This window comes from Spiroplasma endosymbiont of Halictus nicosiae, assembly GCF_978018445.1.
In genome coordinates, this window is sequence record NZ_OZ389573.1 from 590,136 (window position 1) to 611,251 (window position 21,116).

The following is a 21,116-nucleotide window of genomic DNA, read 5'->3' on the forward strand; positions in this document are numbered from 1 at the left end:
TTTATATTTCATTAACTTTTACTTCACCAGTTTTTTTATTTATATTCAAATTGGGTATATCTGTATTATTATTTCAACGATAAACTGATTTAAAATATGTACCATTATCATTAATTCATGCTCTTTCTAAAATGCCACCACCGCGACCACCTGCAAATAAATCAAGGAATCCCCCTCCCTTAGTAATAGCTAATAATCTGTCTATTGTTCTAGTTTTTGTTCACGCCATACAACAAAATAATATCTATTATCAACATTATTAAGTGGCTTTTCTTGTGGTGCTAGTCATTCTAAATTATCTTTTATTTGTTGATTTGCTGTCTTTATTTTGTTTTTTTCTTTAAGTTTTTTTAATTCTTCTTTTGTATATTCAAGTGTTTTAATTTTATTATTAAAATCTTTATTAAAAATATTACAAGCAACTAAACTTGTTGTGCTTGTTCCTATTAGAGTGCTTGTACCTAAAAGACTTAATATCTTTTTCATTATTATAATTCCTTTCATTAAAATTTTCTTACAATCACAATTATATATACAAGGGCTATTTAAGAGTTTGAAAGGAAATTATTTAATTTATTTATAGGGAAAGGGTCAATCTGGACTCGCGGTGATTTTCATAAGTTTTGCGAAAAATTACTTAAAGTTTAAAAAAACTTTTGCCGCGCTTTTCAAAATATTTGGGAAAAATTCTAAGCGTTAAGCGAAGAATTTTATAAAGGTTCCCAAATTTGTTTGAAAGAACCTCAAAATCTTTTTTAACTTGTAAGTTATTTTATCACAAAAATTTAAGAAAATCAACCGCTCGCCCAAAACCTAAAAAAATCTGCTATTTCAGATTTAATAAACATATAGATAAAAGTTAAGTGAAATATTCTTTAATTTTATTTCAATAGTATTAACATAAATATTTTAAATTCCCATTTTAAAACGATACGGATAAGAACCATAAAACAAAGCATCATATGGGGTCATGGTACATTTTACTATGGGGTGTGTTTGTTTTGGTATCATTAAATCTTAGTTCACTAATACACTTATCTAAAAATGGGAAGTTATCCAACATGCCATATATTTTGCCTTGAACAAACATTTTTCTTATTCATGTTACACGATTGATTATACCTGCTTCTTTGTTAAGGGATGTCTGATGTTTTTTAGCTTTAAACATTTTAATTTTATAACCCAAATAAGGGTAAATATCTTCTTGTAATTTTTGCATAAAGTCGTGGGCATTAATATCATAATGAAATGTAGCATATTCAAAACCATCAAATTTATCAAATGTATTAATTATTCATTGCCCGTAATGTTCAACTATTTCATTTAAATTCATTGCGTTTTTTGGTGTAACAATATTTTCTTCAATTAAATATTTATCATATTCATTATTTTCATTAATTTTATAACCACTAAATAAAAACACCGTGTGGTCTTCACTACCATTAGCATAATCAACACCAATTGAATAACTATCAAATTGATACTGTTTTGTATTTGTATTATAAAAATCTTGTAAATTATATTCTTTAATATATTTACGATAATTTCGTAAAACATAAATACTGGGGTCATTATCGTTATATTCAAAACCGTAGTATTCAAGTTAAAATAAATCGGGTCGTTCTTCTTTATTTGCTAAAACAATTTTTTAGTAATATCAGGTATTTTATTTCAAACAGCACCCATAGTTAAACGCAAATTAAAAATAGCCAAACCATTAAATGCTTGTTTGTTTTCTGAATATACCTGATTGTGTTCTTTTAAAATATTTTTAATTCTTTCATTTAAAGGTAAAAATGGTGTTACAAATTTTTCATAAAAAACATGGTATTTATCAAAAGGATTAAAAGTAAATTGATTAGAATATGTTTTATGAAAATATGTTGTTACTGTTATATATTTTTTTGTTATATTATCTCATTCTTGAAATGTCCAAGATAATTCTTTTTTAGGAATAGGATTATCTAAATTATATTGTTTATTACCATCATCATCAGTATATTTTTCATAAGATACTTTTAAACTTTTTGAACGAAACATTGAAACTCTTAAATTATTATATCTTTTATCTAGTTCTTTATCAGTTAAAATTTCTTTTTCTTCAGCATGTATCATTTCATCTGTTCATGTCGATATAATACCGCTACCTTTACCAACCTTACCCATAATTTTATTACCATTAGCATAACTAGCAAAAGCAATACGAACACCACTAGGAAAAACAATCTCGCCGCCTTCTTTAACATTTTTAGGTCAAACAATTCCATTTTCATTGTCGGGCCCTATATCAATTCCATATTTATCATATAAATAGTTACACACATTAATTGTATCGCCAAATGTAGTATCTTCGTGGGTGTTGGCGTATCTTCGCAAAATATTAGATGAAGCATCAGTAAAATTACAAGCAAAAAATAATTTTTCTGCTAAATGATTTCATGTTTTATTAGTACCAGGACCGGCTGAAACAAACTTAAAAAAACTTGGCGAAGTAAAATATCGAGCATAACTATCACCAACAAAATCTTTAAATACTTCTCAATCAAAACCAAAATTATAGTCACTAAAATTTAAATCATATTTTTTATTTAAATGTTCATAACTAATAATTCGTTTTTTATTGTTAACTTTACTAAATTCTTGCATATTTATTAACCTCTTTATTTTATATATAATACATTATAAGAAAAAATGAAGGGAATTTGTATAAAAATGAGAAAATTTAAACATTTAATATTTGATGAACGAGATTTATTTAAGGATTTATTATTATCTGATACTTGTAAAAAGAAAAATGGCACAATTAATTTATCTGAAATATCACGAAAAACGGGTCGTGGAGTTAATACTGTTAAAAGAGAAATAAATCGATTTAAAAATATACAAGATTATAATCCATATCAAGCACAAAAAGATTATAAACAAAAACGTAAAAAATGCATTTAAAAACTACCTAGATTTACAAAAGAGCAGTTAGATTTTATTAAAATAAGATTTAATAAATACCACGATACACCCGCACAATTAATTTATCGTTATTTCTTGGAGTTTGGTGTTAAATTTCCTGCTTGTGTTAAAACATTGTATAAATGAATTCACTTAGGTGAATTTGGATTAAAAAAAGAAAATTTACCCCATCGTGGTAAAAAATATAAAACAAAAGGAAAAACTGATAATCGTGGTAAATTAATTAACTTTAAATCAATTTGAGATATTGAAAATAAAGTTTCTAATGTTGGATGATTTGAAATGGATACTGTTGTAGGAAAAGACCATCAATCTAGTAATTTAGTTTTAGTAGAACAATCAAGTAAAAATTATTTTGTAATGAAATTAAAAAATAATACTGCTAATGAAGTTTTAGAAAAATTTAAAGATATTGCTAAAATTAATTCTTGGTCTTTTTCAACAGTTCAATTTGTTAAATTATTATTGTTATTTGTTTTTACTTTTTGTGGTTCAGCAGGGAATAATGCTTTTTTCATTTGTGTAAAATAATTTTGTTTATATTGATTATACAAATTAATTATTTGTGTTCCAGTTAAATATTTTCAAATATGTCGTTTTAAATTTTCATCATATTTCACAATAGAATAAGAATTATAATAAATCAAACCAATAGCTACTTGATCAGAATGTTTTTTACTAAAATAAATAAACTTATTATTTAATCAAAAACCAATATGTTTATTGTGGTTAGGTAAATTTATAAACGAAGCTTTGTCATTTTGAAAAACTATAAATTCTGTTCGAATAAAATAATTTTGTACGTTAATATTCTTCTTATAAAAACTCATAAAAACACCTTACTTTTCATATTATATTTACACAATGCCATATTAAAAACACTTTTATAACTTGGTTTATGATACATTACTCAAAACAAACTACCAACAAATTTTTTATTCAAAATAGAATGACAAATTTGACATTTAAGTTTAATAATTAATCACACTACCTAAAATTTGTAATAATTAATTCTTGGCCAAGTTTTGGCTTTTTATTATGACAATTAGTAGAACTATACACTCATTGAAATTCATTAATATTAAATTCTTTAAACAAGTCTTTAATAAATTCAGAATTATCAATACTTAAAATTCATTTACCTTTAATCTTTAAAATATTATCTTTTAGTTCATAAAAGTTCATTTTTGAATGTTTATAAATTTTTCCTTTATTATAATAATATGGTGGATCTAAATATCAAACAATATTTTTATCCATATAATATTTATTAATAATATTTTTATAGTCCAAATTATAGAACTCAATATTATTTTTAGGATCAACTAATAGTTTTCTAACATTTTGAATTCTCAATAATTTATTAACATTAAAATTTTGTTGTAATCTTTTATCTGTTCAAGTACCTCATTCTTCACCATTAAATGTTAATGCGTTCTTAATTAAAAATTCTTCACCAAAATTTAAACAATAATCATCAAACATTTTTTCTTTCAATTCATTAATAGTTTTTGAATTAGGATATGCTAATTTTTTCAAATAATCCAATTCAATTAAATAAATACCATATTGTCAAAATTCAATTAAACTAGTATGCAAATCATTAAAAACTACTTTGTTACATAACTGCTGATCTAACACATTTAAGCCAACTGAAGCACCGCCACAAAATAAATCTATAAATTTATCAAATTTAGCCGGTAATAATGCTTTAATTTTATCAAAGTGTTTAGCTTTTCCGCCTGGCCAAGACAACGGACTAATAAATTTCATTCTAATCCTCCTTTACTATAAAATGTTTAAATAATGTATATGTATTGTAATAAACTTAGACGAAGTCATTCCATTGGATGCAACAATTTTAGATGAAAACGAATATATGTATCGATTATTCAATATCATAATTCAAATTTCAGATGGGAAAAATATTACAACTACAAGAGAAGTAGTTCCACAATTATGTTATTCAGACGAGGATGTAACAATGGAATTGCGAAAAGAACAGGTTATTATTTTTGGTTTCAATAATCATAATGCTGATCATATTATTTATGAGACATTTGTTCAATCGATTTTTCCATTAACAGATGAAGGTCCAAAAAGAATTAGATAACAATGATATAACATATTTTAATGATCCAACTTTTATGAATAATATTGGTGTAACAGTTGTCAGAGGCACTACTAAAGTAAATAATAAAAATCTTAGTCAAAGAGTATTTGATTTAGGAAATTGATTAAATGAAAATAAACCAGAAGTATATGATTTTTTATTTCGTGGAGGAGAAAGACAATTTAATGCTGAACGTTATATCTATAAAAAAGATTTAATTACTGGCGAAAAATTTTTTAATCCAAAAGATTTTTTTGAAAAGATATGAATAAATATTGATTTACTAAAATTAAAATTGGTGCTGATTATGCTGATAGTATCAAAGGACAAGACGATGCTACTCAAATTTTAATAGGATTTGAATTTGACAAGGAAGAATTTATTGAAGGAATTTATATTCTTGAAGAACAATCAATATCAAGTACAGAATTTAAGGATATGACTGAAAAAGTTGATAGTATGGTTAATAAAATTAATAGTTGATCACAAATTTATCATAACTTAAAAGAAGACCTTTAGTTATCGTATTGGACATGACGCTCGTACAGTTGGCCATTTTATTAGAAAAACACTATTCGAAAATAATGATTGGAAAAATATCGATTTAGATATTACAAGATTTTCTACTATTTTAGTTACTGGTGTAAAAGGATGAAGTGTACAAGATCGACACTATAAATGAAAAAAATTATTAGCCGAAGGAAAAATTTATTTTAGTAATAATTTAGATGTTTATAAAACGTTTAATGATAAAGAAATATTAGTAAAAAGAATGGTTATTTATATCAAGAATTATTTAATTGTATTAATAATGAAAAAACTAAAGTATGAGCTAAATTCTTAAATGTGTGGGGTTTTCACAAAAAAAGATAATTTAATCTTGTTTTTTTATAAAAATGATATATTATTATTTATAATTACACAATACCAAATGTGAAATTCTTGGTAAAGGAGATAAAAAGGAATGAAAAAATTGTTCAGTGTCTTTGCTGCAATTAGCATCTTAGCTGCTCCGGTAACATACACAATTGGATGTAATCCAATCCCTGATTTACCTTATATTTCAGATAATCAAATTTCAGAAAATACTAAGAAAACTATTAATAGCTTTGTTTTGGATAAAAATAGTAAGGTTAACACATTATTTGATTATAATTTTGATACATGAGTAAAACCAACTTTTTTCCCAAAAGAAAATATTATGAATATTAATATTGAAAACAAAGATATTTTAAAACAAACGCAACTAACTATGTCGCAATTAAAAAAAATTCATAGTGAAGAAAATTTAGCAAAAGATAGTTTAGAATATATGAAAAAAAGTTTACTGTCATCGCGAGATTTAAGAAGTCAGCCGTGACCAACGGTTGTTAAGAAATATAATTGATATTTAGATCAAACAAGTAAAAATAAAACAGTAACTGATTTAGAAACTTTAGTATCTTATTATGATAATCCAATTTCAGAAAAATCAGATTTATATGACAAAAAACGTTGATTATATGTTGACCAACTTCGTAGTGAAAATATAAAAGATTGATTTAAAGATTCTCATTCATGGACTTTAAATCCTACTAGCGCAAATTATAATGAAAACACAAAATTTGATCAAGGAATTTTTTATTATGTTTTACTTAACACTTACTTGCAAAAAGTGCAGACACATTATAATGTTCAATTAAAAAATATTTGAAAAGAATATAGCAACAAAAACGATAAAGAAAGCATTCAAAATATTATTAGTCATGATATTGCAGGAATCACTTTAACTTTTACGGTCTGAGATCCTGAAAAATGAACCAAATATTTTATTGATGGCCATCCTGTTGTTAATAGTAACGAAAATATTTTTGAAAACTTACCAATTTTACCAATTGAACAAAAAATTGGAGTTAAATTAGTTGTTGCAAATATCTATGGAACAGTTTCTAGTTATTTAATCGGAAGATTTGTAATTTCTAATTTATTAAGAATTGAATAAATGCGGTTTACCATTTTTTAAAAAAGAAATAAAATATGATAAAATATAATTGTCCGCAAGGACAATTTTCTACGTTTATTATAACGTTAAGGTGTGTTTGGGGTTATTAACCGCTATATAAATCAGTAACTCTACACCCAAGTACTTAAAGCGGTTCAGAGTTATTTTTAAAATAAAGTAAAGGCTAACAGTTGAATGTTAGTTTTTTATTTGTAAATTGTAAATACCAACTGATAAAATTTATAAAGAGATTAGTGAGGTTTTGATTGTGCAGAAAAAAGTTATTTTAATTGTTGGTCCAACAGGAAGTGGTAAAACTGATTTATCAATTAAGATGGCTCAGCGTTTTAATGGGGAATGTATTAATGCTGATGCTACTCAAATTTTTAATGGGTTAAATCTTGTAACAAATAAAATAACACCATCTGAACAAGTTGGTATTCTACACCATTTATTATCAACAATTGATTTAAATGAGAATTATTCCATTAAGATGTATCAACAAGAAGGGCGAAAAATATTAGCTCAATTACCAGATAAAACAGAACTGCATCAATATTTATCTGAACGAGTATTACGATTAACAGAGCGGGGTTTATTTGCTGAAGTTGAAGCAGCATATAAATATTGCAATTATGATTCAGCAAAACAAAGTATGAAAATTATTGACTGTCCAGAGATTATTCGTTATTTAAAAGGCGAGCTTTCATATGATGCAACATTAGCAACAATGGTTCAAGCTAATAAAATTTATGCTAAAAAACAAATAACATGATTTAAAAATAAATTAACAAATGTTCATTGATATTCATTTTCTTATTCACAGTTTGATGATCTTTGTCAACAAATTATGGTTGAATTTAAAAATAGTAATTATTTAAAATCATAATTTACTTTTAATAACATTTTCTAAAAAAATTTTAATTGTTTTTTTCTTTTTTAAAGATTAAATAACTCCTAAAATATTTAAATTTTGTTATAATATAATATGTCTAAATATAAAAACGATTTAAGAATTAAAGAAAAAATTTAAAGTAGGTTTCTTTACTTATCAAGATAAATTTATATAACTTAATTAATAAGTTTTTTAATATAAGGAGAATTAGTGCAAGAAATATTTTAATATACTAAAAGTATCTTCTAATTTTATAATAAGTTATTGAAGCAAAAAATAAAAAGGGTTACTTTTAATTGACAAAGTAGTTTTAAAACAATTAGAAGTATTAAGCTAGGAAAAACAAAGATAACATTGTTAGTAGATAAAAATTATTTATAATGTAATGACAATGGTGATTATTTTTAAGGGCACAAAATTAACATAACGAGAAAAGGATACGTAATGAAATTTATTGATGTTGCAACAATTAAATTATTTGCAGGAAAAGGCGGTGATGGTGCCGTTGCTTTTCATCGTGAATTATATGTTCCAAAAGGTGGTCCTTCTGGTGGCGATGGTGGTAATGGTGGTAGCATTATTTTTGTTGGCGATGAAGGGATGAATACATTACTTGATTTAAAATATCAGAGAGAAATTAAAGCAGCCGATGGTCAAAATGGAAGCATTAAAAATATGCATGGTAAAAATGCTATTAATAAGTATATTAAAGTTCCGTTAGGTACATTAATATATAATAATCAAACAAATGAAATTATTGGTGATATTACTACTCATCAGCAAGAAGTTGTCTTAGCAAAAGGTGGCCAGGGTGGCCGTGGTAATGCTCGCTTTGCAAATTCTAAAAATAAAGCACCGACTATCTTTGAAGCTGGTGATTTAGGGGAGACATTAGAGATTCATTGTGAATTAAAAGTTTTAGCTGATGTTGGTCTAGTTGGTTTACCGAATGCTGGTAAATCAACTTTATTAGCAAAAATTTCAAAAGCTAAACCACAAATAGCTGATTATCCATTTACTACCTTAACCCCGCAATTAGGAGTGGTTCAAGATCGAAAACATCATAGTTTTGTTGTTGCAGATTTACCAGGGTTAATTGATGGCGCAGCAGCAGGTAAGGGACTAGGACATGATTTTTTACGCCATATTGAACGTTGTAAATTGATTGTCCATGTCTTAGATATGTCAGGGAATTATGGAACAGAAGATGTTTACCAAAATTATTTAAATGTTAAAACAGAATTAAAAAAATATAATTATAAATTAGAATTACGACCAGAAATTATTGTAGCAAATAAAATGGATCTTGAGATTGCAGCAAAAAATTTAATTAAATTTAAGACGCAAATTCCAACTGCAGAAATTATTGAAGTTAGTGGTTTAATGAATCAAAATTTATCATTGTTAATAAATCAAATTCGGGCAGCTTTGACAAAAATTAAGGATAATAAAGCATTATGGCAATTAGATGAAATAACATCAACGGAAGAAGATTATAAAGTATATAAGTATACCGCACCAATTGAACAAGAGGTGGAAGTTGTTAATCTTGGCAATGGTGTTTGAAAAGTAGCGGGGGCAGCAGTTTATCAAGCTTATCATAAAACACCAATTACAACTTATGATAATCTATTATTATTTAATAAAAAATTACAAGATTTAAAAGTTTTTGAAATATTACGAGCAAAAGGAGCAAAAGCAGGAGATATTGTTCGCATTTTTGATTACGAATTAGAATGGGATGGATAATGATGAAAGAATTAAAACAATATTTGAGTTATTTAGTAAAATGAATTAAAGCAGAAGTAACAAAATCCAAATGCGAAGGGGTTATTGTTGGTTTATCTGGCGGAATTGATTCAGCTGTTGTTAGTTTATTAGCAAAACAAGCTTTTCCTAATCATCATTTAGCAGTTATCATGCCCTGTCATTCTGATTATTTTGATCAAGAATGTGCACAATTATTAATTAATAATCATCAATTAAATTATCATCTTGTTGATTTAACAGCAACATATGATAATTTAATTGCAACATTAGCTTTATTACCACATCAATTAGCATTCGCTAATATTAAACCACGGTTACGAATGACGACCCTATATGCTTTAGCACAAAGCCATAATTATATGGTTTTGGGTACAGATAATGCTGATGAATGACATGTTGGATATTTTACTAAATATGGTGATGGTGCTGCTGATTTAGTTCCTATTATTCATTTACTAAAATCTGAAGTTCAGCAAGCAGCACAACTATTAGGTGTGCCATCACAAATTATTTCACGTCCACCAACAGCGGGATTATGAACTAATCAAACTGACGAAAAAGAATTAGGATTTACCTATCAACAATTAGATTATTATTTACAAGGAAAATCGGTTCCAGCAGCTATTGCACAACAAATTAAACAATTACATCAAAGTTCTGAACATAAACGACGATTACCTAAAGGACCACCCAATATTTTTAGTTCGTTAATTTCTGTTAGCAAAAATTAAAATTGTTTTGCAATTAGTATTGTAAAACTTTTTTTAATTAGAATTAATGTCTTTATCTTTTAGTAATTTCAAAGAAAGAACATTTTTTTGAAGTTAAGTTTTAGAATTTCAAAAGTTATATATTTCAATTATTACATTATGTCTTTGAACAATTATAATATTTATTTTAAGTAAACTTATATTTAAATGAGAAATTGAAATTAACTAATGTAGATAATTTAGTTTTTTTAAATTTAAATATTACTACTAAATAATGTTAAGATATTTTTAAAACATAGAATATTAGATTATTTTTTATTACAAAAGTAATTTATTGGAAGGAATATTTTATTTATGAATGGGCATACATTTAGGTTTTATAAAAAATTATTTTTTTATTATTTATTATTAATTTGTTTTTATTACTTAATTTATTATTTACATATCATATTTTAGGAGTCAAAAACAGTCTATGCTTTTAAAATGTGATTATTAATTATTATTTTGATAGCAAAATTAAGTAAACTAAAACAATTAATTTTAATTAGGATTTTTAATAAAATCAAGGAAATTAAATGTTTCCCAAAAGTGTGAGCACCACCTTTATGATAAAGTTAATACATTTTTGTTTAAAGTGGATTGTTTGTTTATTTTTGTTATATAATGAAAATAATAATATTGATATATATCTGATGTAATTATTGTTTATATCGATTTAAAAGTAAAAATATAGTTTAAATAATGTAATTTTAACAATTAATGTTTTTTACCTTAATTGTTACTTTAATTATGTTAAATTGCAAAAATGCAATTAGGATATTATTATGTATTTATAAAATTTTATATTTAAAGAAGCATGTTTCCGTATTTCTTTAAAGAAACCTATTAAGTAATAAAAAATTAGAAACATTTTTTATAAGAAAAGAATTATGGAGGTTTTTATGAAACATATAAATCATAAATGAGGAAGATACGAAAGAAATTCAATTTGAAAATCATATGCAATGAATAAAGTTCAAAAATATTTTGAACACAAAGATTCACAAAGATTATAGTAAATATGATCTTTTTCAAGAAGCACCATGCAAATATTGTGGTCAATTAATACTAAAAGCTCAATAACAAGATATTCAACCTGATAAAGATTCTTGGTAGTCGGAAAAAATCTTAGGTTTTATAAAAATTATAAATAAAGTAATTAAATACAAATTAAAGTAATCGCTTATTAGAACGATTTTTTTATTTGCATTATTCATCAGATAGTATCTTTAAAATTAAAAATTAACCTATTTTGCCGTACAAACTAGTTAATTTTTATAATTTCCTTTCTGTGATTTATTATATTTTTTCGGTTTAACAACTAATAATATCATTTTTAATAAAGGTACTATCTAATGAATAATGCAATACTAAAACTTAATATTTTGATGCTTAAAAATGGATAACTCATCTATGGCACGAAATCTTAAAGAAAGTGTGAAAGCGATTGGATTTACTCTCCTATTTATTTCTTTAATTCTCGACAAGATTAATCACTTGTGAAATGTCAGAGCATGTGTTTTTTGGTTTGTTTTCATAAAAAAGTGCTGTTAAACCGAAAAAACAATATCGGACACTAAAAAAAGAGGATTGGAACTCCAAAAGGTTATTTTCTTTATATAAAGTTGTGTAGGGATGGATGAAGCGTAATTAATAACTGGGTAAACTGTTTTTTTATTTCTGTATGGGGGTAAACTCTATCAAAATATCCTATCCGCCCCCGCTTCACTTTGGGGAGTGAGCGGTGAAGTAATTAAATACTAAAATAAATTACAAGAATTAATGATATGTGCTTATCCAGTAACTGCAAATAATATTAATGATGAAATTTGATCAACAAATAAAAAAATTAAGGAGTATATATAATGACAGAATATAAAAGTTTGTATATTAATAAAACTTGAAATGAAATAACAACATCTTTTGATTGAGTTAATTGTCAACCTATTAATTGTCGTATTTCACATCATAAAAAGCATTATGATTTGCAATGTTTAGAATGAGCAAAAATGTACTTAATTTTATTTGAAAACAAGTGAGATATTATTGCTTCTTATATGCAACATTACAAAATTAACGATATTTTAGATTTAGCATCAGATGGATGAAAAATATTACAAATTGAAAAAAAATAAACCAGATAAATTAAAATATATTATTGCAATTGATCCTGCTGGAATTGGTCAAATTGGTATTATTATTTATAATGTTTTACAAAATAAAATAATTAATAATATTACTTTTAATTCCAAAAATGAAGAAGAAGCAATAAATAATATGTATTTAATATTAAATGAGTTTAAAAATAAAATTTGTTCTTATTTAAATAAAGTTATTGTAATAATTGAAGATTTTTAACTTCACAAAGGTTTAAAAATAAAAAATCCATTATCTACTCCTAAATTCATTGGTGGTTTAAAAGTTTTATGCAAATATCTATTTAATTTAAATTATGTTTTACAATCACCAGTTGTTAAGAAAAATTATATTTATAAAGGAAATATTAAAATGATAGAGCACGAATTAGATGCTTGAAAACATTTACAATATTTTTAAAAAAAGGAAGTGATAAATAATGACAATAACAGAATCAATTAAATTTAACAAACTTAAAGAAGAAAATGAAACATTTAAAAAAGAACTTGCTGAAAAAGAACAAGAAATAAATAGTTTTAAACAACAAATAGATATGGCACATAATTTTAATCAAAATTTAGGTAGTGAAATTGAAGAATTAAAACAACAACAATTATATAAAGAAGATTTTTACAAAAATCCATATTCAACAGGTTCTATCGATTGAATATTAGTTGACAGTTTAAAATATGACAAATTATCTAATAAGGATGTTAAATAATGTCTCAAACAAAAAGTAATTTACCTAAAAAATCAATAACTAATAAACCTAAAATAAAAAATAAAAAAGTTAATAAGTTAGAATTAACTGTTAGATTACATGAAAATCCTATTAAAACAAAAATTAGTTTTTGAAATTAAAAAAAGATGATGAGATAAAAATTAAAGGCTCAGTATTTAATCAGTTAAATATAAAAACTAAACGCTATTTTTTTGTCTTTTAGAGTAGATAGTTTTGAAATTATACAAAAAGCGATTAGAAAAAGAACAAATACAAATATTAAAAAATAGGAGGAAAAACAATGGCATTAAAAAATGTAAAATATGTTCTTATAAATGAAAATAATGAACCTATTAAAAATAAAGATGGTAGTTTAGATATTAAAACTGCTGAAATTATTTTAAAAAATACTGCTGAAGTTGAAGAATTTAATGCAATTAATTTAGAAAATAATAATCAGCAAATCAATGAACTACAAGCAAAAAATACTGAGTTAACTTCACAAATTGAACAACAAACAATTCAACTAAAACAAATTGAAGTAATTGATTTTATTAATTCTTCAACTGATAATGAAGATTTTAAAAATGTTTTATTAAAATCTTATGATATTACTGATGATATTGAAATCATTAAAACACAATTACAAAGTGTTTATGATGAATTAATTAAGGTACAAACAGTTAATACTGGGGGCGTACCAAAAGTAGTAAACAAAGAAAACAATATTTTAGATACAGACAATGTATTTAATAAAAAGAAAGAAGGAATAAAAATATGGATCCAAAAACAATTTTTGGCGATATTGCTAATCAAGCAACACAAAGAGACCGAGAAATATTTGAACAATGATATTTACAAACTTATCAACAAAAATTTAGTTGAGAAACTTTATTTGCGTGAAAAGAAGCAAATAAATTTGGTTTAACATATAAAAGAAAGAAAAATATTAAATATAATGAAGGCTTGGGAAAAGATGGACAAGTATTTAATACCGATGATAATCTTCTAAAATATTTAACAGTAGAATTTGAAGATGGAGTTGTTGAATTAGATACAATTTTAACTTTTGCTCGTAAATTAGACCCTGTAGAAAATGATTTTAATCCTAATCTTTGCGCTGCCGATATTGAGCAAGCAATGGATACTGAGGTTGCTTATAAACGCAATAAAATTTTAGAAATTATTAATAAAGGAACAGTTACAACTATTCAAGGCAAAAAAGCAGATGATACAAATGCTTTACAAATTCATGATGAAATTATGGATAAAATATATGAAAACGGCTTTACTCCATCAGAAACAATTGTTTTAGGTTCGGCTGATTTTATTCGTGGAATTCGTAATAAATTACAGTTACAACTTGGAGCAAACGACCAAATAAATAGTGTAATCACAACAAGTGGAGCAATGAAAACTGTTGAAGGAACAACATACTATATGGTTCCTAAAAAATTATCAATTATTAATAAAGATGGTTCAGAAGGAACAATTGAATTATTACCAGATGGTGTTAATGCAATTGCCTTTAAGTTTAGCAAAAAATATGACCCTCTTATTTTACGCAAAAAAGATCATACTCCGTTAAGAGTTGGTGCTGCTGCCTTAGGTACTGGAATGGGTAATACTTTGATTATGGAAAGAGTTTTATATTTAGGTGGAGCAGTGGTTGAACCAAAAGGAATTATTAAACATATTGTTTCAAAAATTGATATTAGTAAAATTAATAAATTAGATAAACCAACTATTCATGTTGCAGACCCAACAAAAGCAACAGCCGAACAGTTAAAACCACAATTTAAAGATGTTGTTTTAAAAGCAGTAAAAGCAGTAAATAGTTCTTTAACTGAAAGTGATTTTGATTACTTTATTGAAAGTGCTGGTGTTGATTGACCAATAAATATTACAAATGATACCAAGGTTTTTGTTTAAATTGAAGGTAAAAACAACACTACTGGTCAAACAAATCCGATTGATGTTAAAATTAAAAATTCTTAATAGTACTAAAAAATAGTACTTTTTCGTTTGATATATATGCCAATTGGAACATCTAAAACAGCCCTTATTTATGCTGTTAAAAAAAATCCAACTAGATTGTCAATCCAACAACAAGAAAAAAATTTTGGTTTACAGTTATTAGAATTTTTAGGAATTCAAGTTTTAGCTCTTGATTTATCAGTTTTAACTGGTGGTATTGCTTCGGCTGTTGGTCTTGGTGCGGGATTATCTAATTTTTCCGCAGCATTTATCTCGTTTGGAGTAGAAACAGCAACCGATTTTGCCGTAAATCAAATATATGTTAAATTAACATCAGAAGTAACAGCAAAAAGTACCGCCTTAAATTTTTTACCAGCAATTGGTGGAATTGGTAAATTAACGCGTGCTGTTCGAACAACTAGAATTTTAAAATTAGCAAAAGAAACTAAACTACTTGAAAAATTAGGTGTAATAACTGCTAATAATTTAGAAGATGTTGTAAGGCAAGTTACAGGTAAAAAGATTTTATCTTCTAAATTAATATTTGATTTTACAAAGCAGGCTAATAATTAAACTTTATTATATACAATTGGAAAATTAGCCCGAAATGATTTTTATAAAGGTTTTAAAGTTTCTAATTTAGAAACAATTAATAATTTATTAAAAATTGAGAAAAATATTCAAAAAATAAATCCTAAATTAGTTCAAAAAATACCACGCGTGAATGAAAAAATGCTAATAAATAATTGTCTGAATATGGATTAAATATTGATAAAATAAGTAAAATTAATACTAATGAGTGATATAACATTATGACTAATCTTCATAAAAAAGGTGTTGGTAAAAATCTACTATTAAATGCTAATTTAATGAGGGGCAGTAAAATATATAATAATAAATTATTAAATATTTTTCATCAAACACCAATTAAATTAAATAAAATTTTAAATCATTTAAATCCAAATTTTTATATTCAAAAAGTAACTAAAAAATTATTAGCCCCAATTGAAAAACAAATAATTACTATTAAACAAAAAGTAATTAGTAAAATTACTGATAAAACTAAAAAAATATTATCTAAATTTGAAACTAAGGCTATTAAAAAAAGTCAATTATTACCTTTTGCTTATGGTTCTGATGTTTTTTTAGCAGTTAAAATTGTTCCTTTATCAGTTGCGGGTGAAGTTGCTTTAACAATATATTATAAAAATCCTAAATATGTCCCTATTGTCGTTATGACAACTTTAATCAAAGCAGAACAGTTTGTTTTGGCTCCTGAACCGTTTAAATTCTATATGAACAGTGAGTGGTTTATTGGTTGGGGATTTTTAAAAAAACAAGTTTGTTTAATTTAGTTTCTTTTGCCCCACTTGCTATCAGCAAGTAGTAAAAGATAGTTTTAAAATATATCGGACAATTGCTAAGATATTAAAAATGCAAGAACAATTTAAAAATAACTTTAATAAAGATAAATTGTTAAATACGCTAGAAGATAGTGCAATTACTAGTTTATTGGGTAATGGACTAGTATTTCAAGCATATAAACAACTCAGAACAAAACAAGATTTAAACAAAAAAAATTAAAACAAAAACATTACTAAATAGTAAAAAATTTATATTAAAGAAAATATATTCTAAAAAAAGTAAATGATAAGGAGATGATTAAATGTTAAATGAATTATGACAAAATGTTACTTTGGAAAATTATAATAATTTTATTCCAATGACAGGTAAAATTACAAAAGTTCCAGTTCGTTATAATAAGTTCTTTAAAGGTGATGTAGAATTATGATTTAAAACATTTGCTTTAAGAGCCCAAAATATGATTAATTCTTACTTAAACTATCCATTTTCAAAGCTAAAATTTGAAACATTTAAAGACCCATTATTAAAGAAAATTTGTATTAATATGGTGTTTATTACGATTGAACATTGAACATTTAACCGTATTCCAATTGAATTTTTTACTTCGGCAAATATGAGTGTTGGTGATATTAATTATTCTTCACAAAATGACCCTATGGCAACATGACAAGGTCTATTGCCTACCTATGCAAAATCATTGGCTAATTTAACAACTTTAAAGAAAATGTTTCGTACTTTTCAAGAAGAAGGTATTGATTTAACAATGATTGATTTAGAAGCATATTATACTCAATTAGAAGTTGATGCTTTATTAGATAAACTTGTTATAGAAAAAATTAAAGATAAAAAACTTGCAAAAATAAAAGAAGAAATTTTAGATGAATTAAAAAAATCAATTGTTATACCAAAAGTTCCAGATTGAGAAATTGTTGATACTAGTGATTTTAAAGTTGGTCAAAAAGGATATAATATTCCTAATTTTGATAAAGAAAATTATATTTATAGAATTTGAGTCTCAGAAAAAAATATCAAAGGAGATTTAAAAAGTCAAGGGATGTTGCAAACAAGGCATAGTTTTAGACAAACAATAGGTGTTATATATGATCAAATAGGTGTTAATAGTGCATGTTTAGCATTATCTATTAATCCTGATGGATTGATTAATATTGGAGTTAATGGTCCAGCAACATTTAGACCTTTGGGATTTGTGTTTATTGAAAGAAAAAAGGTAAATTAGAAAGGAGATGTTATTATGCCAAAAGTAGAAGTTAAAGATGTAATTATGTTTTTGAAAATATTTGGAGTTTCATCATTGTTTTTTATTGCAGGAATTATTATTTGTTTTATAGGAGAAAAAACATTAGGTATTTCTTGACCAGCATATGTTATTGTTTCAGCAATGCTTATCGGAGCTGGAATTATAGTTTTGATTATTGAAACAATTATATTTATCAAAACACATAACAAACAACAAAAACAAGATAGTATTGAAGATGTTATTAAAAAAGAAGATACAAAATAAATAGGTGTTATAAATCGGATTATTACCAGCAAAAAAGAAATTAAAAAAAGAATATGATATTGATAGTTATTATCTTAATTTAGCATCAACGATTACTAATTGTAAAAATGTTACTGTTCAAAAACATAATGAGATTTTAGAAAAAAGAATTTGTGAAGATAATGCTAATTTTTTAAATCCGCGAGATTTAGAAATTAGCATTTATAATCCACTTACTAATCAAAAAATAGATACTAAATTAATTAATAGCTTTTTAAAAATGCAGGACTTTACCAATAAGAATTGATATAACGAATATAAAATTAATAAGAATGGTAAAGGTGCATATTTTATTTTTGCTAATAATTCAAAACTTAATTTTTTTACTATTGATTTTTACAATGACCAGTATGATGAATTAGGTAATTTAGTATCTTGCACTTTTGATTATGACCCTTATATTAAAAATGACCAGAGTATTTTTATTACTGAAAAATTAGAGATTGATGCTGTAACTAAACAAGTTAAAGTTATTAGAAAGTTAAAAACACGATTATATAGTACTATTACCGACTTATATATTGATGATGCTAAATGAAATAACTATACAACTTTACAAAGAGAAGAAATATTACCACTTAATTTTATTCCAATTCAAATTATTCCTAATAACCCTAATTTTGAGCCTTCTGCTCGTTATGGTAAACAATTTGCTAGTATTTAGATATTATTGCTGAAAAGATAATGTTAGATCCATTATTAAATAGTGGTAAATTTACTATTAATACTAATGGAGTTACTGGTGTGGTTGACCAAGAAATTAGTAAAATGCTGGCATCATTTATTGGAAATGACTTGTTATTAGTTGAAGGAGACCCTGATAGTAATTTTCAACCAGTAGACTATATTGCTGGTAATTTTAAAGGTGAGCAATTAACTAAAATATATGATTGATTATTAACAAATTACTATAAAATAAATCGACATCATGTTCCCGCCATTGCTAAGGGAGCACAACAAACTCAGGCAGAAGTTGCTGGTGTAAATATTCAAACAAACGCATCATACGAACAAATGATATATATTAGAGAAATTAAATTAACTGAATTTATTATTAAGTTAATTAAATATGATAATGCTATTTTAAACAGTAGAACATTCAATATTAAAAATATTGACGAGTTAATTGTTGATGTTCGCTTACCAGTAAATGCTACTTTAAACAGACAATTAAAAAACAACGAAACTATTATCAATATGCCTAATGAAGAAGGAAAACAAGAATAATGTTAAAACCATCTGAAAAAATGTTAGCACAATTAGCAGAAAATGATGAACCAATTGACTATTCAATTGATAGTATTCCGTTAGATTTTGCTAGTCAATCGCAGTACATCGACCCTGATTTAGAACAATTATTTACAGAAGCCCGTGCAAGAACCTTATATATTTATAAAATTAATAATCTTGTTAAGACAAAACAAAAACCAACCTTAAACTATTCTCAAAATAGCGTTAAAATAGGTTTTATTGACAAAGATGAATATATTAAAATAACTGGTTATGAAATTAGTGATTTTAATTTTAAATTACAAATTCAACAAAACACCACAGTCCAAGATAATAGCACAAGTTATGTAATGATTGATGAAAAAGATATTTTAATTAATGATATTTCAAAACAAGATAAAGAATTTTTAGAATCCTATGACTTAAAAATAGTTTCTATTAATGAACCAATTACCGAAAACAATAAAAATGAATGTTATATTATTGAAGAATATAAGCGTCCTTATTCACCTGATGGCATTGATATTATTAAATCTACCCACTTAGTTAAAATAACTGATTTTAAGTGAAAAAATCAGAATAGTATTCATTTAGTTTTACAAAAATCATTGCCAGAAGATACAGTATTTACTGGCATTGAAATTAAATATCCTAAATCAATGTTATTTAGAAATATTAAGTGTTGAGGCAATATCAATGGTGTTTATTCTGCCAATTGAAACAAACCCTAATTTAAGAGTATTTCAATATTGATTTACCGAAAGTTTTTTATCATGAAGTATTGCAAAAAACTATATTCAAGGTAAAGATATTTTAGATTTAATAAATAAAAATGGTTTAGATAAAGTTTTATTGAATTATTTAACATATGGTTATAATTATGACCGTAAATTTCAAGGGGTAAAATACGATGAAAAAGGTAATCCTACAAATAAAGTGGCTGAATTACGCCAAAAATTTGAAGGACAAAAACCCGAAGATGTAATTGATGGTTTGTATTAGAAATATAAAAAGTCATTTTAATAAATGACTTTTTATTATTCATTAACTTTTACATTATCGGTTTTATCAATAATTAAATTAGGTACATTAGTATTTTCTAAATTTCAACGATAAACTGCTTTAAAATTTTGTCCCTTATCTTCATTTCAAAAAATTCGTTCTATTTTATCTTCTGATTGATCATCTATTAATAAATCTTGTTCTTTTTTTCAAAAACCCATAAAAAGAGATCAATATAATATGGTTTTAATGGATCTCAAGCCTCATTTTTTTCCTTTATTTGTATCGTGTTTAAATTTTGATATTTTCCAATAAATAGAATTATTAGGTTTCCATATAGCAAAATATCATTTATTATCCACTTGATTAAATGGTTTTTCTTGTGGTGCTATTCATTCTAAAATACCATCGTTTGTTTTTATATTATTCTTTTCTTTTAAATCTGCTAATTCTTTTTCGCTATATTGTGGTTTATTAGAAGCAACTAAATTTGTTGTACTTGTTCCAATTAAAGTGATTGTATTTAAAAGACTTAATATCTTTTTCATTTATATGGAAAGGGTCAATCTGGGCTCGCGGTGATTTTCATAAGTTTTGCGAAAAATTACTTAAAGTTTAAAAAACTTTTGCCGCGCTTTTCAAAATACTT

General features: G+C 25.0%; 28 protein-coding genes and 1 pseudogene. 21 read left to right on the forward strand and 8 right to left on the reverse strand.

Annotated features, from left to right (window positions below; all coding sequences use genetic code 4):
• Position 1 precedes the first annotated feature (1 nt).
• From ACZ91P_RS04030 to ACZ91P_RS04045, 4 genes are all read right to left on the reverse strand, one after another.
• Positions 2-229 (reverse strand): hypothetical protein, encoded by a 228-nt coding sequence (locus tag ACZ91P_RS04030; protein WP_465158134.1) that lies wholly within the window; start codon positions 227-229, stop codon positions 2-4.
• The gene (locus tag ACZ91P_RS04035) at positions 202-486 is read right to left on the reverse strand and encodes a lipoprotein (protein WP_465158135.1); all 285 of its coding nucleotides are present in this window, start codon (positions 484-486) and stop codon (positions 202-204) included. Before ACZ91P_RS04035 ends, ACZ91P_RS04030 begins: the two co-directional genes overlap by 28 nt.
• Before the next feature lie 436 nt (positions 487-922).
• Positions 923-1,423, reverse strand: a complete 501-nt coding sequence (locus ACZ91P_RS04040; RefSeq protein WP_465158136.1) for a hypothetical protein — start codon at positions 1,421-1,423, stop codon at positions 923-925.
• 212 nt (positions 1,424-1,635) lie between these two features.
• On the reverse strand, positions 1,636-2,646 hold the full coding sequence (locus tag ACZ91P_RS04045) for a hypothetical protein (protein ID WP_465158137.1): 1,011 nt from the start codon (positions 2,644-2,646) through the stop codon (positions 1,636-1,638).
• Between the two features lie 66 nt (positions 2,647-2,712).
• On the opposite strand from ACZ91P_RS04045, the pseudogene ACZ91P_RS04050 reads away from it, so the two are divergent.
• Positions 2,713-3,381: pseudogene (locus ACZ91P_RS04050) on the forward strand (IS30 family transposase); the annotation flags it as partial.
• Here the strand turns inward: ACZ91P_RS04050 and ACZ91P_RS04055 are convergent.
• Positions 3,318-3,797 carry a DUF3627 domain-containing protein gene (locus ACZ91P_RS04055; protein ID WP_465158138.1) on the reverse strand — a complete coding sequence of 160 codons (480 nt, stop codon included), beginning with the start codon at positions 3,795-3,797 and terminating at the stop codon, positions 3,318-3,320. The pseudogene ACZ91P_RS04050 and the gene ACZ91P_RS04055 overlap by 64 nt on opposite strands.
• Positions 3,798-3,954: 157 nt before the next feature.
• The gene (locus ACZ91P_RS04060; RefSeq protein WP_465158140.1) at positions 3,955-4,740 is read right to left on the reverse strand and encodes a DNA adenine methylase; all 786 of its coding nucleotides are present in this window, start codon (positions 4,738-4,740) and stop codon (positions 3,955-3,957) included.
• A 73-nt stretch (positions 4,741-4,813) separates the two neighbouring features.
• On the opposite strand from ACZ91P_RS04060, the gene ACZ91P_RS04065 reads away from it, so the two are divergent.
• The 16 genes from ACZ91P_RS04065 to ACZ91P_RS04140 all read left to right on the forward strand — a co-directional run bounded on the left by ACZ91P_RS04065 (position 4,814) and on the right by ACZ91P_RS04140 (position 18,196).
• The gene (locus ACZ91P_RS04065) at positions 4,814-5,080 is read left to right on the forward strand and encodes a hypothetical protein (protein ID WP_465158141.1); all 267 of its coding nucleotides are present in this window, start codon (positions 4,814-4,816) and stop codon (positions 5,078-5,080) included.
• Between the two features lie 264 nt (positions 5,081-5,344).
• Positions 5,345-5,599 (forward strand): hypothetical protein, encoded by a 255-nt coding sequence (locus ACZ91P_RS04070; RefSeq protein ID WP_465158142.1) that lies wholly within the window; start codon positions 5,345-5,347, stop codon positions 5,597-5,599.
• 445 nt (positions 5,600-6,044) lie between these two features.
• Positions 6,045-7,061: a hypothetical protein gene (locus tag ACZ91P_RS04075; RefSeq protein WP_465158143.1), complete on the forward strand. Its 1,017-nt coding sequence runs from the start codon at positions 6,045-6,047 to the stop codon at positions 7,059-7,061.
• Between the two features lie 268 nt (positions 7,062-7,329).
• Positions 7,330-7,950, forward strand: a complete 621-nt coding sequence (locus tag ACZ91P_RS04080) for a tRNA (adenosine(37)-N6)-dimethylallyltransferase (protein WP_465158144.1) — start codon at positions 7,330-7,332, stop codon at positions 7,948-7,950.
• Between the two features lie 450 nt (positions 7,951-8,400).
• Positions 8,401-9,705, forward strand: coding sequence for a GTPase ObgE (gene obgE / locus ACZ91P_RS04085; protein ID WP_465158145.1), 1,305 nt, complete (start codon positions 8,401-8,403; stop codon positions 9,703-9,705).
• Positions 9,705-10,457 carry an NAD(+) synthase gene (gene nadE, locus ACZ91P_RS04090; protein ID WP_465158146.1) on the forward strand — a complete coding sequence of 251 codons (753 nt, stop codon included), beginning with the start codon at positions 9,705-9,707 and terminating at the stop codon, positions 10,455-10,457. The genes obgE and nadE overlap by 1 nt, the downstream gene beginning before the upstream one ends.
• Positions 10,458-12,340: 1,883 nt before the next feature.
• Positions 12,341-12,610 (forward strand): hypothetical protein, encoded by a 270-nt coding sequence (locus tag ACZ91P_RS04095; RefSeq protein ID WP_465158147.1) that lies wholly within the window; start codon positions 12,341-12,343, stop codon positions 12,608-12,610.
• Positions 12,597-12,833, forward strand: coding sequence for a hypothetical protein (locus ACZ91P_RS04100; protein ID WP_465158148.1), 237 nt, complete (start codon positions 12,597-12,599; stop codon positions 12,831-12,833). Before ACZ91P_RS04095 ends, ACZ91P_RS04100 begins: the two co-directional genes overlap by 14 nt.
• 217 nt (positions 12,834-13,050) lie before the next feature.
• Positions 13,051-13,332 (forward strand): hypothetical protein, encoded by a 282-nt coding sequence (locus ACZ91P_RS04105; protein ID WP_465158149.1) that lies wholly within the window; start codon positions 13,051-13,053, stop codon positions 13,330-13,332.
• On the forward strand, positions 13,332-13,472 hold the full coding sequence (locus ACZ91P_RS04110) for a hypothetical protein (protein WP_465158150.1): 141 nt from the start codon (positions 13,332-13,334) through the stop codon (positions 13,470-13,472). Before ACZ91P_RS04105 ends, ACZ91P_RS04110 begins: the two co-directional genes overlap by 1 nt.
• A 637-nt stretch (positions 13,473-14,109) precedes the next feature.
• On the forward strand, positions 14,110-15,264 hold the full coding sequence (locus ACZ91P_RS04115; protein WP_465158151.1) for a hypothetical protein: 1,155 nt from the start codon (positions 14,110-14,112) through the stop codon (positions 15,262-15,264).
• Between the two features lie 102 nt (positions 15,265-15,366).
• The gene (locus tag ACZ91P_RS04120; protein WP_465158152.1) at positions 15,367-15,882 is read left to right on the forward strand and encodes a hypothetical protein; all 516 of its coding nucleotides are present in this window, start codon (positions 15,367-15,369) and stop codon (positions 15,880-15,882) included.
• A 173-nt stretch (positions 15,883-16,055) separates the two neighbouring features.
• Complete coding sequence (locus tag ACZ91P_RS04125; RefSeq protein WP_465158154.1) at positions 16,056-16,664, forward strand: hypothetical protein; 609 nt, start codon at positions 16,056-16,058, stop codon at positions 16,662-16,664.
• Positions 16,665-16,743: 79 nt separating this feature from the next.
• Positions 16,744-16,893 carry a hypothetical protein gene (locus ACZ91P_RS04130; protein WP_465158155.1) on the forward strand — a complete coding sequence of 50 codons (150 nt, stop codon included), beginning with the start codon at positions 16,744-16,746 and terminating at the stop codon, positions 16,891-16,893.
• A gap of 82 nt (positions 16,894-16,975) precedes the next feature.
• A complete protein-coding gene (locus ACZ91P_RS04135; RefSeq protein WP_465158156.1) occupies positions 16,976-17,911 on the forward strand; it encodes a hypothetical protein in 936 nt (311 codons plus the stop codon).
• Between the two features lie 15 nt (positions 17,912-17,926).
• Positions 17,927-18,196 carry a hypothetical protein gene (locus ACZ91P_RS04140; protein WP_465158157.1) on the forward strand — a complete coding sequence of 90 codons (270 nt, stop codon included), beginning with the start codon at positions 17,927-17,929 and terminating at the stop codon, positions 18,194-18,196.
• 69 nt (positions 18,197-18,265) lie between these two features.
• Here ACZ91P_RS04140 and ACZ91P_RS04145 read toward each other — a convergent pair whose 3' ends face one another.
• The gene (locus ACZ91P_RS04145; protein ID WP_465158158.1) at positions 18,266-18,397 is read right to left on the reverse strand and encodes a hypothetical protein; all 132 of its coding nucleotides are present in this window, start codon (positions 18,395-18,397) and stop codon (positions 18,266-18,268) included.
• A gap of 58 nt (positions 18,398-18,455) precedes the next feature.
• Here ACZ91P_RS04145 and ACZ91P_RS04150 point away from each other — a divergent pair, with 58 nt between their 5' ends.
• From ACZ91P_RS04150 to ACZ91P_RS04165, 4 genes are read left to right on the forward strand one after another with little or no spacing between them, the layout of a single operon-like run.
• Positions 18,456-18,899: a hypothetical protein gene (locus ACZ91P_RS04150; RefSeq protein WP_465158159.1), complete on the forward strand. Its 444-nt coding sequence runs from the start codon at positions 18,456-18,458 to the stop codon at positions 18,897-18,899.
• A gap of 20 nt (positions 18,900-18,919) precedes the next feature.
• A complete protein-coding gene (locus tag ACZ91P_RS04155; RefSeq protein WP_465158160.1) occupies positions 18,920-19,462 on the forward strand; it encodes a hypothetical protein in 543 nt (180 codons plus the stop codon).
• Positions 19,462-20,196 carry a hypothetical protein gene (locus tag ACZ91P_RS04160; protein ID WP_465158161.1) on the forward strand — a complete coding sequence of 245 codons (735 nt, stop codon included), beginning with the start codon at positions 19,462-19,464 and terminating at the stop codon, positions 20,194-20,196. Before ACZ91P_RS04155 ends, ACZ91P_RS04160 begins: the two co-directional genes overlap by 1 nt.
• On the forward strand, positions 20,162-20,467 hold the full coding sequence (locus tag ACZ91P_RS04165; RefSeq protein WP_465158162.1) for a hypothetical protein: 306 nt from the start codon (positions 20,162-20,164) through the stop codon (positions 20,465-20,467). Before ACZ91P_RS04160 ends, ACZ91P_RS04165 begins: the two co-directional genes overlap by 35 nt.
• A 35-nt stretch (positions 20,468-20,502) precedes the next feature.
• Here the strand turns inward: ACZ91P_RS04165 and ACZ91P_RS04170 are convergent, their stop codons facing one another.
• Positions 20,503-21,015 (reverse strand): lipoprotein, encoded by a 513-nt coding sequence (locus tag ACZ91P_RS04170; RefSeq protein WP_465158163.1) that lies wholly within the window; start codon positions 21,013-21,015, stop codon positions 20,503-20,505.
• Positions 21,016-21,116: the final 101 nt, after the last annotated feature.